Genomic DNA, 16,513 nt, shown 5'->3' with positions numbered 1-16,513 from the left:
ATTCTATTAATTAGATTGCTTTTCGTAACGGAAGAAATCAACATCCACGTATCCACCGGCAGCCTTTGTGGCATAATTGAATATAGCGAATTTATTACCAGTGAAGTGCGCCATACTGAATATCATGTGGAATTTGTCGCCTATCGGAGTCCAGTTAGTGTCATCCAGGCTATAGGAGAATTGGGCATAGTCAGTGGTAAAATCACACTCCATTTTCAGGAAGACGATATCCTGATTCAGTTCGCGCCGTGCTTTTTCTACATTGCGGTCGGTCATCACCAGATACTTTTTTCCATACTCTTTCACGACAGAGAGGATTCCCGGTTCAGAACAGAATGCTGCCAATCCTGCATAGTCACCATCGTTCATGAAGGTGAGGTCTAAGGAAACGACACCACTACATTTGGGACCTTCAGTACGTTGCGTCAGTGTGTTGCGGGCTTCGAAGAGGTTCTTTACTACTTTTCCGGTTTTCAGTCTCAGATAGCCCGGGCGTTCGGTGAGAGTCCATAGCAAATTATCCGGATTATGATTCCATTGCCAGGTCAGTCCCAGCTTGGGAGCTTCGTCGAAGTTGTCGCTGACTACCAGTTCCGTCTTTTCATCATATCCTTGTACGGGTACTTTCATTACCGGAGGCACTTTGCCATTTTCGTCCCCCAGCATGGGCCAACCATTTTCCCAACGGCAAGGCATCAGCACAGGTACACGGCCTACGGCTTCGTGGTCCTGAAACAACATAGCATACCATTCGCCTGCTTCTGTATCGATGAAGCATCCTTGTGCTACACCGTGATTGGCATATCCGAGATCATCCGAAAGAATGGTTTTCATCTCATAAGGTCCGGACACTTTATCGGAACGGAAGCAGAGTTGTGTGCGTATGCCGCCTTCCGGCCACCAGATCAGAGTGAGGTAATATTTACCATTGAATTTATAGAAGTGAGTGCCTTCCAGTAACCCTTGTGGCTCACCGGGGATAACTTCTACCTGTAAGCCGTTAGGATTGATTCCAGACAAATCCTTATTGAATTCAATGATACGGATATGGCGTGCACCATAAGCCAGATAAATGCGTCCATCATCGTCGAACAACATGGAAGCATCGTGCAGATACTCATCAATCACAAGCTTCTGTTCCCATTTTCCTGCCGGATCTTTTGCCGTATAAATGTAGGATTTGTTTCCTGTACCGAAGAATACATAGAAAAGCCCGTCGTGATAGCGTAAGGAAGCAGCCCATTGTCCGCGGCTGTAGATATTACCGCCTTCCAGATCATTGTATGGGCTCTCTTTGAGTTCATCAAACACATAGCTGATGATTTTCCAGTTAACCATGTCTTTGGAGTGCATGATAGGCGCTCCGGGTGACATGTGTGCGGTAGTGCTAATCATATAGTAATCACTACCTACGCGTATAACGTCAACATCCGGTACATCAGCATAGATGACCGGATTGGTGAAAGTTGTTTCTTCCTCAGCTGCCTGCTTGCCGGCATTCGTACAGCCGGCAAGGAGAAACAGCATAAGGCAACTTATCCATAAAGATGCTTTGTTCATTATTGTTTGTTGATTTCAGAGTTTCAGTTTAATCATTTAACCTTTGTCCCTGACGGTTTTTTCAACCGCATCGTCTTTGGATAAGGTGTACCTAATACAGGGTAATCGTCAGCTTTCCATTCTATCTTCTGAGCACGGGGAGATCTTGTATCGCCCATGCCCGGAGGATCTACCTGAGTGTCGCGAGCATGATACAGGATATACCATTCTTTGCCATCAGGTGATTTGAAGAAGCTGTTGTGTCCTGTACCGTATACTCCATTTTCAGGAGACTGGCGGAACAGAGGCTGGGGAGCTTTCTTCCAGGATGCCGGATCCAACAAGTCTGCATTCGTATCTGCTGTCAGCATGCCCAAAGCATAGTACGGAGTCCATACACCGCTTGCCGAATAAGCAACGTGGATATATTTACCTTTCGGGCTTTTCAACGGTTGAGGTCCTTCGTTCACAAATACTTTGTGTGGAGGATTCCAGCCGGTTTCGTTAATGTAGTGGCGTTCCCATTCCAGTTCCGGTTTAGAGATCAGGACTCTTTCGGAACCCAGTGTCCAGGGATTCTTCATTTCGGCAATGTAGATACATTGCGTTTCGGTATCCACACGGCGGGTTTGCCAACCGGACCAAACCATGTATAACTTGCCTTTGTTCTCGAATACTGATCCATCAATAGCCCAGTTGTTATCTTTATCCGTACTGATACGGCCTTTCATCACGAACTCTCCCTTGAACGGATCTTTGTTTGTATTCTCCAGCACATACATCTGGTGATTGTCGGAGTTACCGTCATCGGCTGCATAATAGATGTACCACTTTCCATCAATATTGTGAATTTCAGGTGCCCACAGGTTATGCTTGTTAGATGGGTCTGTCGGAATCCAGATTGTTTTCTTCTCTGCATTACGAATGTCGGTTACATCCTGCGTCTTCCACAACACAAGGCTGTCGACCATTGTATGCATGTAGTAGTAGGAACCATCGTGCCAAATAGCCCAGGGATCCGGACCATAATTGCATAACGGATTGGTATAAGTACCTTCCAAGTCTTCAGGGTTCTTACTGAAGATACTGTGAATAAGTTTTGTATCAAACTTAGGAGTACGGTCATAGTAATAAATACCGTTTTGTTCCTGCTCAACATCCGTCAGTTGAGTATAGCAATACCCCCAAACCTGATCTTTCAATTCAAGAATACCATTTATCTGACCTTCCAGTCGTTCTAGGAATTCTTTTTCGGTCTTCGGCGGTGTGCCGTAACCCCACGATTGTGTGCTTGAGTTAGTCTTATCCTGATCTTTCACCCATTTGATACCCCCTACTTCATCAATCAGATATGGCATTTTGCCATCATATACCGGGAAGTCATATACTGCATTCTGGCGTAAACCGTTGAAACCAATATTGGCTGTAGGTATTCCAGTCTTATAGTTGGGAGTCTGGAAGAATTTACCATCTTTGTAGATGATATCTTTCAGCTTGGCAGGATCCTGTTCATAGTTGTGTACAGTCCATATATCTGTCTTGATGTGGCAACCACCGCTGGCATCGTTCACCGGGCGGGTAGGGTCGAGCGACTTCGTAAGATTGTATAAATCGGTCGTAAAACGTGGGTACTGAACCAAATCAGGCCACCACTCTTCGTTCATCGGTGTCCAAATCAATAGAGAAGGATGGTTCCGGTCACGAAGTATCAGTTCCGACCATTCAATCAGGAAGTTGCGTGCCACCTCTATGTTATTGGCATCCATACCCCAGCTTGGAGCTTCTCCCCAGGTGATATAGCCCAGTTTATCCGCCCAATAATAGAAGCGTTCTTCGAATGCTTTCTGATGCAGGCGTGCTCCGTTGAAGCCGGCAGCCATTGATAACTCTATGTCGCGTTTCAATGCTTCATCGGTAGGAGCTGTCCAGATGCCATCGGGATAGAAACCCTGATCCAGTACCAGGCGTTGATAGTAAGGCTTGTTATTCAGATAAATCTTATTTCCTTCAATATGCACTTTGCGCATACCTATGTAAGATGATACTTCATCGATAACCTTTCCTGCCGGATCAATCATCTGATAAGTAATGTCATATAGGAAAGGTGATTCCGGTGACCATAGTTTGGCTTTCTTTACCGGAAGTACGGCAACAGAACTGTTGGTACCTTTCACTGTGGCGGAAGCAATGACTTTATTACCATCTTTCAATGTAATCTTCAGCTTGTTGTTGCTGTCACTGTAGAATGTAGGCCATACGACCAATTGCTCCTGATCGACGTTTGCAACGGTTTGTACGGATTTTAAGCCGGAAGGATTGACTGCTTCCATCCACACAGTTTGCCAGATACCCGTAGTGCGGGTATAGTTACAGCCATAAGAACCAAATTGCAGGCTCTGTTTACCGGCACTCTGCATGCCCGAACGTAAGTCACTGGATGCGCGTACTACCAGGTGGTGCACCTTACCCGGAGTCACCAACTTGGTGATATCGATGCTGAAAGAAGAACTACCGCCGAAGTGGCGTCCTGCCAAAGCTCCGTCAATGTAAATCTCCGAATTGTAGTAGACTGCTCCGAAATTCAGCAATACATTCTTGCCGCTCCAATCCTGCGGAATACTTATCTCCCGATGATACCAGATATGATTGATAAAGTCCTTATGCCCTACACCGGATAAACTGCTTTCCGGACAGAAAGGTACTGTTATCTTTCCTGAGAAGGAAGTAGCTTTGTGATACTCCTGCTCCATACCCGAATTGGCGAAATCGAATGTGTAATCCCATTCACCGTTCAAATTCACCCATGCCGTCCGCTCAAACTGAGGGCGGGGATATTCCTTGCGCGGAACATCTGCGGCATTTGCCTGAAATGCCATGCCGGCAGCCAATACGGCTGCAATCAAGATTTTCTTTAATTCCATAATTATTATTATTTTATGTATGTTACGTTAGGACCTAAATAAGAGTGCTTCATTCCACCGAAGTCGATGACTACTTTCTGGATAATCATACCCGGATCGGCGCAGATTAGTTTCAGGGTGTGTTTACCGGGCTTGTCAATATTTACATTGATAGTGCTGATGGCACTATTACGGAACACGTTCAGTCTCCATTGGCTGGAGTATTCTTTAGCCGAAGTAGTCATCCATTGTACCATGCCGTCATCGATCATGATGCCGTAGCGGGTATCATGTTTGGAGTCGATAGGGAACAAGGGTAGGGCATAAACGTGTACGGTCGCATTGCCACCATTGAATGTATAGAAGTCATATTCAGCCTTAGGGCTTCTGTTAGTGAACCACATATTGGGCACATTCTGGGTCGCTTCTCCCAATTGAACACAATCGTTCTCGTATCCCAATCCCTTGATAGCTCTGATTTTTATACCGCTATTTTCCACTTTCCGGTGGAATTTGCCGGCATTGATGGAAACACATCCGTTGTCTTCTATATACATTCCTCTGAGCTCTTCAACCGTGGGGCTTGCCGGATTGAAGACAGGAACGAATACTTTCTTTGTCTGATTACCGGAAGCCAACTCGATAACACCTACAATATCGTCACCTTGAGGTACCTTATTCCAATCTACGGATACTGTGATTCTATCCTGTAATTTTACTTTGCCCGTAGTGCGGCTTAGCTTAATCCAATTATCCTGAGTCGTAGCTTTCCAGTTGAAAGGTTTACTGCCTCTATTGTACAGTTCTATAAATGAGTTGTTCTTGGTATACGGATTCACACAGGGGAGTGCGTGTACTGCTCCCATGCCATACGTGCAATCCTGTCCCGGAATGAATATCTGCATATCGGCTTCTCCGGAAACGGTGATATTCTCTATAGGAGGCATGTTCTGGTAAGTTCCTGTCCAACCCGGAGTAATGGACATCATATGATTCCATTTGCCGTTCAGCAGAGAGTTGAACTGATCTGTATAGTAGTCCAGACTGTCCTGGTAAGATTTTACCTGATCGGCAAGCATATTGGTTGCTGCGCGTCCTTGGCGTGCATACCAACGGTTTTGCTGGGCCACCAGCATCTTCTTATTCATCAGTGCAGCTCCCTTCACCGGATAGTGAACCAGTTCGTAGTAAGCGGCTTTATATTCTTTGGGCAGTGCTTTCCATATCTTTTCGCTCTTATCGGCAATGCGGTCGTATTCTTCCATACGGTTTTCCGCTTCGTTGTAATTGATAAAGGAGAAGTCTGTGTCGATGATCCGTTCGCGGTCATGGTGGTTGTTCCATTCGTATCCCCATCCCATAGATTCCGGTTTGTGCTGAAATGCCAGAAGATAGTAAGTCTCGAAGATATCTCTCAGCTCGTTTTCATATTTAGAACCGAAGATACTTGCAAGAAATTCAGCTTCGTACGTGTAAGTCTTCTCAAAATTGAAGGTTTCCACATCCCACGCCATATCCAGGAAGAACTTCATGCCAAGTTCGCCGGGTTTGATGTCACCTACATTCAGTAACCAGTAGCGGGTAGCACCTGTGTCGTAAGCTTTGCGCATCTCTTCATAAATAAGTGTGGGAGTAGTGGTATTGATCCATAAATAATCATGAGGTTCTCCACAGTAAGAGATGTGGTAATAAACGCCCGAACCGCCTTTGCGCTTCTGTTCGTTTTGGTTGCTTAGTCTCTTCAGATAGCCATAGTTGTCATCCGGCCAAACCAGGGTTACATAATCGGGCACTTTCAGCCCTTTTTCATAGATATCCATCACTTCTTTGTAAGGTACGAATAGTTGTGGAATGGAATCGATGTCCTGATTGATGTGTTTGGCCAGTATATTCCGTTGATCATTCAATACTTCTTCCATCAGTTTCACCTCATTATCCTTGGTTACTCCTACTAAACCGCTGTCGTGAATACCGCGCATAGCTAAGGTGTAAAAATTCTCATAAGGGCTATTCTCTGATATACGTTTATCCAGCACCTTATTAATGCCGTCTTTATTGGTTATGTAGTTCCAGTCCCCCATAGAATCTTTGAACCATTCTGTTACATTGTTGAAAAGTAAAGGCTCACAGTGGGAGGAAGTCATTACGATGCCATAGCTATCGGCTACCACTTTATTTTCGGGATATTTATTGAAAGCACCGGAACCCGGATGCATGGCAGGAGCCAGCATATTACCTTTCATACGAAGAATCAATTCACAGACTTTGGCATAAGTTTTCGGACCAATGTCACCGAGCTCCGGATCAAAAGTCTTGGCAGCCCAAGGAGTGATGCCCCAGCCTTCATCATTGATAAATATGCCGCGATACTTGATGGAAGGTGTCTTGGAAATATATTCCAATGTCTCCAAATATAAAGCTTTTCGCTTCTTAGTCGGTACGTCAGACCACCAGTATAATGGAGATACTCCTATTGCTTCGGACAGGGCGAATGTGCCGTAAGCTGTTCCGCGCCGGTCGCAACCTGCAATGATTAAGGCTCTGTCCACTCCTCTGAAAGGTTTATTCAGGACTTTGATTATATATTGTTCCCATCCGTTTTCAATGGAAGAAACATTCAGTTCGTTTTTCTTCACCAGTTCATCTATGAACTTATTGTGTCCCAGTGTCCCGATGATAACCACTTCTTTCCCTTGGATGGATTTAGAAGTGGATACCAGACCTTTTACTCCTGTCACGCGTTCGATATCTTCAGCGAACAGATGCGCCACTTTGTTTACCACTTCATAATCGGTGGCATCGATCTGGATATTGCAGCTCTTTCCGTTGGCATGCAATGGAAAGTCTGCGGCTGATTTTTGCCGGTCGGTTATTCTTATTTGTGCAGATGCGTTGCAGGCACACGCAAACAGAAAAAGAAGAAATAGTTTTTTCATGATAGTGCTTTTGTATATCATTTTTCTGATTTTTTACTTTTTACCGGTGAATTTGAAATAAACGGTATAATGTTGGTTGTAATTACGGAAAAGGGGGCTGAGTGTGACATCTTCCGGCTGTCCTATACCTACTGTCCGGAAAGTCAACGGCTTGCCATCAACCGGTTGGATGTATTGGTCTATTTTCTTGAAATCTCCAATCAATGCAGGCACTGCGGGATTCTTAGCCGGATCCTCGGTCTTACCCAATTCGGCAGCCAGTACAATCGGACCATATAAGATAGCACCCATTTCCTTTGTGTCGGGCATATATTCTATATGCAGTGACATCGGCATTTCCATTGTGATTATATCTCCCTTGCACCAGTTTCGGTTTATACGAATATAACTACCGGGTGCTTTCTTTACATGTTGTTTTTTGCCATTGACTTTAACAGTCACACCATCGATAGCCCAGGAAGGATAGCGGAGCATAATCGGCATTTGTACTCCTGTTTTCGGAGCCGAGTCAACGATTATTTGTGTAGAAGCCTTATCCGGATACTTCGTTTCCTGACGGATGGTCAGTTCTTTCTCCTTCCAGTTCAGTATGGAAGCAATGAACAGGTTGATATAAAGCCCGTTTTGGTCGGCTGTTTTATAGTAAATAGCTTCACCGTATTTGGCATGATTCTCGTATCCGGTACCTACGCAACAGGTGTTGTCGCGGAAAGGATAATGGAACTTTTTGCAACTTCCGGGATGGAGAGTATGATAATACGTGACGCCACCTGTTTCCGGGTTTTGTGAAGAGAGAATATTATTGTAAAGCGCACGTTCATAGTAATCTGCGTAAATAGGTAAAGCATCCCAAGTGAACAGGTGGCGCGTCAGTTTTAGCATATTGTAGGTATTGCAGGTTTCTGTGGTATTTTCACTCAGCTGATCGGACAAGATGCCGGGCTTACTGAATATCTCTCTATCACTGTTTCCACCTGTCACATAAGTATGATCCTTGACTACAGCTTCCCAGAAGAAGTTGGCAATTGTAGCACTTTGTGAGTTTCCGGTAAGTTCGTAACCGCGTGCTTCACCGATGACCTTCGGAACTTGGGTATTCACATGAATACCGGCTAAGCTGTCTTTCCGGGCAGCCAGAGGGTCCAGTATGCTGTTATGATAAAATAGGGCAGCCAGTTCCTTGTGCTTGGTGTTTCCTGTGATGGCATATACATTGTAGAGCGTTTCAGGCATTCCACCAAACTCACTGTTCAGCATGCCCTGGAGTTGTGCCTCATTCAAAGGCTTAAGTTTGTTGTATGCCCAGTCACACATTCCCAGAAGCACGTCCATAGCCTGTTGGTTGCCGCAGAGGCAGTATTGGTCGAGCAGTCCGGCATATACTTTATGTAAGGTATAGAAGGGGGCCCACACTATTTCTTCTTTGATGGCTCGGTCGATAAAATACTCAGGGAAGGCACTCAGATAACCGCTTTTGCCCAGCGTCTGTTGGCATTCGGCCAGCCCTTTTACTAACTCTGCCCCTTTGGTACGGTATTGTTCATCACCGGTAGATGCATACATGATACTGAGAGCACTGAGAAGATGTCCGGTAGTATGCCCGCGCACCTCACAATCCAAAGATTCCCAACCTCCTAAAGATTGCGCTCCTGTAGCCAGTCCGGCAGTGACGCGGAAGGTGTGCAGGAAGCGGTTTACATCGGCTTCTTTCAGCCAACGCTGGTCTATTTCCATGGCCTGCTTGAAAGGACCGTCCAGTAAACGGACGTCGGAATAGTTGAAAGACAAAGCCTTTAAAGGAACGTTGACTTTCACTTTTGTCATTTCTTCAATCTGGCCGGGATACTGGGCATGTATTACAACAGGCATTAAGGTTAATGCAGTCCAGACAGTCAGGGTTAACAATCTTATTTTCATTAGCTTATTGTCAGTTATCAGGTTGTTAATAGAATTTTATTTCTTATGATGTGGGCGTATCCTGGAAAGTTTTACTGTAAACAGGATGAGGTACAAGTAATAAATGACCAGGCAACTCAGTGCTGCCGATGTACCGATAGTCAGTGCATCCGTTCCGAAGCTCTGCTGAAGTACTCCCATCAACGGAGGTAAAATAGCTCCGCCTATGGCAAATGTGCAGATGATGCCGGAAGCCCGTTTCGTATGTTCTCCTAAATCTTCGGAGGCCAGATTAAAGATACTTCCCCACATGATGGAATTGAAGAAGCCGCAGAGCAGCATCAGGATGATGGATACTTCATTGTTTGTCAGCAAGGAAACGATCAGGAAAAGCATAGCCATACCTGAGCAGAATGCCATAGCTGTGCGCACTTTTATTTTCCTCAACAGGATGGAGCCGAATAACCGTCCTACCATTAATCCACCCCAATAGATAGACAAAACACCTGTACCTTTCAATTCGTACCCCAACAAATTGACTGAGTCTATTCCTAAGGCTCTCATTCTATCGGGCAGGAAGCTTGGGATACCAATTTCTACACCCATGTAGACGAATATGGCGATGGCACCGAATATGAGGTGCGGATATTTATAGGGACTACTGCTGCTGTGCGCCTTATCTGCCGGTTCTTCCTTAATTTCGGGCAGATGCAGGAAATAGAGTAATAGACAAAGAATAAAAGCGATTCCTGCAATAATCAAAAACGGCATTTGCACGTTTGTAGCATCCGGGCGTGATTCAACAGGAGCTGTCTCGCTGATGGTATCGGCAGATATAAGCATGGTCACAAATATGGGGGCAGCGACAGTAGCCGCAGAATTGAAGAAGCCTACCAGGTTGAGACGGCTGGCTGCTTCGTTGGGCGAACCTAATGCCAGAACGTAAGGATTCAGAACAATTTGCAACAGTGCTATGCCTGATGCCACAAGGAACATGGAGATCAGGAACGGTATGTATCCCATGGTTACAGCCGGATAAGTCAGGATAAACCCTACTCCTACCACAAACAGCGATAGCACAGCCGAAGCTTTGTAACCCAGCTTATTTAGCAGGTAGGATAGAGGTATGGAAAATAAATAAGCTCCGAAGAAAGCTGTATTCACTAATTGCTTCTCAGAGAAAGATAGCATCCATTTGCTGGAAGATAGAAAATCAATCAGCGAATTGTTCATTGTTGTGATGAAGCCTACCATGAAAAACAGGATAGACATAATTACCATTGGGAAAAAGAAACTATTTTTTTCTATATTCTTGTTCATAACATATTTTCTTTTGTTCTGTTCCTTTTCTCCGTCTTACCAGCTCCGTGTCTGCTCCACTCCTATACGGAGATAAAAGGAGTGGAGTTGGTATGGACTTGGTATGGACCGGATACGGAGTTGGTACAGAGTGGGTTATTGTCCTTTATTTCTTGTGCAACATCCGGAAACCAAATAAGCCTCCCGCATGGCAATCGGGATGTGATTGGAAGCGTACAGTTACCTTTTCTTTTCCTTGGGTAAAGGAGAGTGGAATTGCATACTCTTCTTCAAAAACTTTCGGACCGTGTGTACCCTGTAAGTTGATTGTTTTTAATTTTTTGCCGTCTATCAGGATGTCGAAATTGCGTTTATCCTTGTCTGTTCCCCAATAGGAACAGAGCATTTGCATTTCTTTGGTCGGGTCTACTTTTACAGTAAAGGAGAACCAACCATTGAAGGCGTCACGGTATTTATTTCCGCTGACATCTCCTGTTTTCGAATTTTCCGCTTGCAGGTCATGGTCTCTTTCAGGTTGCATTTCACCGATGCGGAGGTGATCCGTAGTCCGGGCTTCCAGTTCTTTCTGTTTTTTGATCAGAGCCTGATATTCTTTTTCTTTCTTTGTCCATTCTTGTGTAGAGAACTTGTCGAAATAGACTGCATGCTTCTGACCGTGGATGGCATAGAAGGGCATCAACGGGAGCTGGGCGTTGGCAGTAGTGTTGGCTGTAAAAGCTAAAGGCTTGTCCGGGACAGGCCGGATGGCACTGATGATTGACTCTGCGTCAGAGACGAAACAGGGAATTTCATATGCCTGTAAATCCTCTGTTCCTAAGGGTGCGGCAAGCAATACAGGACCGTAGAAGATACCCATTCTGTTGGGGTTGTCGGGCATGGATACAGTGTAGAGTTCCATTGGGATGTCCAGTATTAATTCGGTATCTTTTCCCCATTCACCGTTCAGGGTGAAGTAAGAGCCGGGAGTGCCGGTTACTGTTTCTTCTTTACCGTTCAGGGTTGCTTTGATTCCCTGTGTTGCCCAACGAGGATAACGGATGTGCAAGGGAAATTTCTGGGATTTTCCCTCAAATGTGATACGTACTTGGTGATCTGCCGGGAATTGTGTTTCCAGTTTTACTTTCAAACCTTTTTCTCTCCAGTTCAGGGAAGTCGGGATAAATAGATTGATGAATAATCCATCATCCTGAGTAGATTGGAAGAAGACACTTTCGGCATATTTTACATGATTCTCGATGCCACTGGCTACGCAGCACCAGAAAGAGTCGAAACGAGTACTGAATTCTTTCTTTGTACCAGATTCCAGGGGAACACTGTAACAAACCATACCATCGTCAGGATTTTGTGAGGCGAGTATATGGTTGTACAAGGCACGTTCATAATAGTCCATATAGGCAGCTTGCGGATCCCAAGTAAATAAATGCTTAGTGAGTTTCAGCATATTGTAGGTGTTACAGGTTTCCGAGGTGAACGGACTCAAGCGGTCGTTCAGGCAATCTGGTTTGCCTAAATGCTCATAATTGCTGTTGCCACCGTTTACGTAGCTGTGGTGGTTGACAATGCGATCCCAGTAGAAGGTAGCTATAGTTTGCATATCTTTATCACTGGTTAGTTCGTACAGGCGGGCTTCTCCTATGATTTTGGGTACCTGTGTGTTGGAGTGCTTGCCTTCCAGTTCATCCCGTTGTTCTTTCAAAGGGTCGAGGATGGCTTTGTGGTAGAACTGACGAGCCAGTTTCAGATAGTTTTCGTTACCTGTTATGGCGTACATGTCGGCAAACGATTCGTTCATTCCTCCGAACTCGCATGCCAGCATTTTCTGGAAAGATTCTTCAGACAGATCTCCGAAACTGTTGACTGCCCAGTCGGATAGTTTGACAGCTACTTCCTTGGCCTGATCATTGTTGCCGTAACGGTAGGCATCGATGAGCCCCGCCCATAGTTTGTGCAACGTGTACCAGGGTACCCAGCCGCCATTCAGGTCGAATCCTTGTGAACGAATATCACCGGAAGATACTTCTGCCCAGATTTTATCTTCATTGGGTATGCCACCTACATAGCCGGTCTTACGGGCAGCCTGGCATTCTGCCAACTCTTTTATGATATAATCCACCCGTTCCTTGTAGCGTTCGTCACCACTGGCGGCGTACATCATGGCACATGCCGAGAGGTAGTGCCCGAGCGTGTGTCCGGAGACTCCCAGACTTTCCCAGCCACCGTATATTTCTCCTTTGGGCGTCAGGCCCGCATTGAGACGGAAGCGATGCAGTAAACGGTCGGCACTTAAATCCAGCAGCCATTCACTGTTTTTGTCCATGGCATGTTTGAAAGGACTTCCCGGCAGTAACCTCAGATCGGAGAGAGGAAACGGTTGGGCTTCTATGGAAACTTTGTCGGCAACCACTGTTTTCTCAGACTCTGACCGGCAGGCTGAAGAAAGAATGGTTAGTGATAAAAGAAGTAGCAGCGATATATTTTTCATTTCCGGTATAAGATTTTTCCGTTCGCAGGAACGGGTTCTATTTTTTATTGATGGTTGTACTCGTTCAAGGCTTGGTAGAAAGCATCTATATTCTCCATCGGCACTTTAGGCGGAACATCGCAACCTGATGACAATATGAAATTCTTCCATTTCCCTGTCTTTTGTAACAGTTCAAGTGTTTCTTTTTTGACTTTCTCGGGTGTTGCCATCTTGAATATGCCTACAGGATCGATGTTTCCCATCACCAGGATATTTTCGGGACATTCCTGCAATACCTGTATCATGTCTATTTTATTACCAAAGTGAAGTCCGGCTGCCTTGGTTTCAACCATGGCAGCAGTGCAATGGCCGGTATTTCCGCAATTGTGAAGCACAATCATGAAATTATCATCTTGCAATTCTTCGACAATGCGGCTGATGTAAGTCGAGGAGAATGAAGAGCAGTCTTCATTGGAGACTAATCCGGCTGCCGGTTCGGCAATGATGACTCCGTTTACTCCAGTCTCTTTCATGGCACGCAGATAATTGGTGATGAACTCTGTGCATTTTTCGAGTAGAATCCGTATGCTGTCGGGTTCCATATATAGAGCCATCATCATTTCCGACATATCGTACAATCGTCCTGCCAGGGAGAAGGGGCCGATACATCCACCGAATACAGGCTTATCAGTGATATTCTTTGCTGCCAATCTGTTGGCTTTCAGGTATTCGGGCATACGTCCGGACTGGATGGAAGGTACTGGAAGGGCGATGATGGAAGCATGATCGTGAACTAATCTGCCTACGACATTCGGCACTTCATTTTCGGCAAATACAATTTCCGAGCCGAAACATTCTGCTTCAACCGTCAGATCCATGATTACGGTGGATGCGGCAGCCGGATAGGTTTCATTTAGTTTGCAGATGGCTTTGGCATGTATCTCTCCGTTGGTGACGGCTTGTTGTACGGTTTTGCCGCATAGCTCGATGCCGGGGTGCGTCATGATGGGGATAGCTATTCTTTCGGGAGTGGCTATTACGTTGTGGCACCATTCTTTCATATTTTTCATATCTTGTTTTCCTTTCTTTTATAACATTGTTTATTGTTGCATATTTCACAACGGTAAGGCTGGGGGCGTAACTCTTTGCCTAGACCTATGAATCCGCTGATGGACTTGACCGGAGACATGAGGAATGAATCCGACAAGGTTATTCCGCAAGGTTCCGGTGGGAAGAATGTGAATAACTTTTGCTGTTCCCGAATGTTCCAACCGCAGTATCCCGGACTATAGGGAAGCGTGTGGAAGAGCTCGCTAACGGTTTCTAATTCTTTAGCGAGCGAAATTCCACAAGCTTCGGCAATGACACTTCCGATGGAATCGGCAATGTATTCTTTGATAATGTTATCTTGCGCTTTGAGAGTATGCAAGTAGGCGTCATACTCTTTCCCCGCTGTTGCAACAAACAAGCATACCTGCGTCATTCCTTGCAGATAAGAACCGATAATGCCTCCTGTGGTAAACTCGGTACCCTCAATTTCCATTTTCTGCCGGGATATTTGTCTGGCTTCCTGTATCCGGTACATATACCGGGGTAGGCATAGGGGGACTATTTCGGAGTATGTTTCAGCTATGAGCTCACACACATAACTGTCGGGCACATTCTCCTGGTATCCCATAGCCAGATATATATCCTTTTCGGAGATTTCTAAGTCTTGTATTCTTATCTGCTTCTGTTCTAGCATTTTCCCAAAATTCTTTTAGCTAAAATGACTGCGCCGTTGGCGTTGGAACTATATCCGTCTGCTCCGATCTGTATGGCAAATTCTTCACTTACAGGAGCGCCTCCTACCAGAACTTTCACTTTTTGGCGCAAACCTTCATTGGTCAGGGTATCGATCACCTTTTTCATATAGCTCATGGTAGTAGTCAGCAGAGCTGATAAGCATACGATCTGAGGATTATACTTTCGTACGGCATCAACGAATTGTGAGTCGGAGATGTCTACACCTAAGTTGATGACTTCAAAGCCACAGCCTTCAAGCATAGATGCTACCAGATTCTTTCCGATGTCGTGCAGGTCACCTTTTACAGTCCCGATGACCAATGTTCCCAATGAGGCTCCTGATCCGTCTTTTAATCTTGGTTTCAGGATTTCAAGGCAACCTTTCATGGCACGTGCTGCCAGCAGCAGGTTCGGGACAAACGCTTTTCCCTGATCAAAACGTTCGCCTATTTCTTCCATTCCTTTGATAAGGTAGTTGTTGATTATTTCTTGTTCATTCACTCCTGCCTCAAGGGCTTCGTTGACAATGGCTTTTGCTTCTTCCAGTTTTCCATTGACTATAGCCTCTTTTAAATTCATTAAATCGCTCATGGTATTATTGTTTTAATTGTTTCTGTGCAACTTCGATAAATGCTAACATGTTTTCAAATGGCGTATCTCCTTCTACCGAGTGGGAGGGAGAGAATATGTATCCGCCTTCTTTTCCCAGTTCAAGTAGTCGTTCCGATTCGGCAACTACTTCTTCACGGGTTCCGAATGGAAGTATCTTTTGCATGGATAATCCACCATGGAATGCGAGGCGTCCGCGGTAACGGGGCAGGATGTCGTATACATCCATCACTTCGGGTTGGAAAGGATTGAAAGAGTTCAGGCCGATGTCAACCAAGTCATCGAACAGTTCGTCCACGTCACCGCAGCTATGTATCATTACATATTTTCCGGCAGCGCGTACATGACCGTACATGCGTTTCAGACGGGGATATATAAATTCTTTCCAGATGTCGTATCCCATGATGAGACCTTTTTGCTGTCCCCAGTCGTCACCAAAATAAACGGCATCGATGTCATATTCAAGTGCCTTATCTACTTGTGCCAGGTTATAGTCGCAGATGGCATCTAGCAGTTGGTGAACAAACTCAGGATTGATAATGAAGTCCATCAACAGGTTTTCCATGCCGCGCATAGTCCATGCGCGTTCGTACAATGAGAAACCGATCTGGAAACAACGGAACATATCCGGTTTGGCTGCTATTTCCGATTCGATGTTTGCAAAGAAGCGGGGATCCAACGGGTCGGGGAATGTATATCCCTCCAGGGTAGGTTCCGGTAGTACGATACTTTTTACGTCACCGATGTCTTTGTCGATGCTACGATCCCATACTACTTTAAATACATCTTGATACAGCTCATTGCCCAGGTATTCGAAGAAACCGATATCGCTACCTAACTGAAGAACATGGTTACCTAATACTACGTCCAGATCTTCTACACCGTAGTACTTTTGCAGTTGTTCTTTGGGCTCCTGCGTAAATTTGAAAGACCAAGGTACATAAGGAGGTTTTTGACCATCCAGCACCATTTTTATTACTTCTCTTTTGGTTTTACAGTTTTGCATAACTACATAAATTTAGTGATTAACAAATCTAACTCTGCCGGCTGCAAACATACTGAAGATT

General features: G+C 45.2%; 10 protein-coding genes. All 10 read right to left on the bottom strand.

Annotated elements, in window-relative coordinates:
- Positions 1-6: 6 nt before the first annotated feature.
- Positions 7-1,560, bottom strand: a complete 1,554-nt coding sequence (locus tag DW182_RS15265) for a glycoside hydrolase 43 family protein (RefSeq protein ID WP_118296056.1) — start codon at positions 1,558-1,560, stop codon at positions 7-9.
- A 32-nt stretch (positions 1,561-1,592) separates the two neighbouring features.
- A complete protein-coding gene (locus tag DW182_RS15260; protein WP_118296055.1) occupies positions 1,593-4,460 on the bottom strand; it encodes a family 43 glycosylhydrolase in 2,868 nt (955 codons plus the stop codon).
- A gap of 8 nt (positions 4,461-4,468) precedes the next feature.
- Positions 4,469-7,375, bottom strand: coding sequence for a glycosyl hydrolase 115 family protein (locus tag DW182_RS15255; protein WP_199678595.1), 2,907 nt, complete (start codon positions 7,373-7,375; stop codon positions 4,469-4,471).
- Positions 7,376-7,408: 33 nt separating this feature from the next.
- On the bottom strand, positions 7,409-9,292 hold the full coding sequence (locus DW182_RS15250; RefSeq protein ID WP_118296053.1) for a glycoside hydrolase family 127 protein: 1,884 nt from the start codon (positions 9,290-9,292) through the stop codon (positions 7,409-7,411).
- A 36-nt stretch (positions 9,293-9,328) separates the two neighbouring features.
- The gene (gluP, locus tag DW182_RS15245; RefSeq protein ID WP_118296052.1) at positions 9,329-10,591 is read right to left on the bottom strand and encodes a glucose/galactose MFS transporter; all 1,263 of its coding nucleotides are present in this window, start codon (positions 10,589-10,591) and stop codon (positions 9,329-9,331) included.
- A gap of 145 nt (positions 10,592-10,736) precedes the next feature.
- On the bottom strand, positions 10,737-13,073 hold the full coding sequence (locus DW182_RS15240; RefSeq protein WP_118296051.1) for a glycoside hydrolase family 127 protein: 2,337 nt from the start codon (positions 13,071-13,073) through the stop codon (positions 10,737-10,739).
- A 44-nt stretch (positions 13,074-13,117) separates the two neighbouring features.
- Positions 13,118-14,122, bottom strand: a complete 1,005-nt coding sequence (locus DW182_RS15235; RefSeq protein ID WP_118296050.1) for a uroporphyrinogen decarboxylase family protein — start codon at positions 14,120-14,122, stop codon at positions 13,118-13,120.
- Complete coding sequence (locus tag DW182_RS15230) at positions 14,119-14,796, bottom strand: vitamin B12 dependent-methionine synthase activation domain-containing protein (protein WP_118296049.1); 678 nt, start codon at positions 14,794-14,796, stop codon at positions 14,119-14,121. The genes DW182_RS15235 and DW182_RS15230 overlap by 4 nt, the downstream gene beginning before the upstream one ends.
- Positions 14,790-15,428 carry a corrinoid protein gene (locus DW182_RS15225; RefSeq protein WP_118296048.1) on the bottom strand — a complete coding sequence of 213 codons (639 nt, stop codon included), beginning with the start codon at positions 15,426-15,428 and terminating at the stop codon, positions 14,790-14,792. Before DW182_RS15225 ends, DW182_RS15230 begins: the two co-directional genes overlap by 7 nt.
- A 4-nt stretch (positions 15,429-15,432) precedes the next feature.
- A complete protein-coding gene (locus tag DW182_RS15220) occupies positions 15,433-16,452 on the bottom strand; it encodes a uroporphyrinogen decarboxylase family protein (RefSeq protein WP_118296047.1) in 1,020 nt (339 codons plus the stop codon).
- Between the last annotated feature and the right edge of the window lie 61 nt (positions 16,453-16,513).

The organism is Bacteroides sp. AM16-24 (genome assembly GCF_003471885.1).
GTDB lineage: Bacteria > Bacteroidota > Bacteroidia > Bacteroidales > Bacteroidaceae > Bacteroides.
The sequence above is the reverse complement of the archived record's forward strand: the minus strand, read 5'-3'. Positions and strand labels throughout refer to the sequence as shown.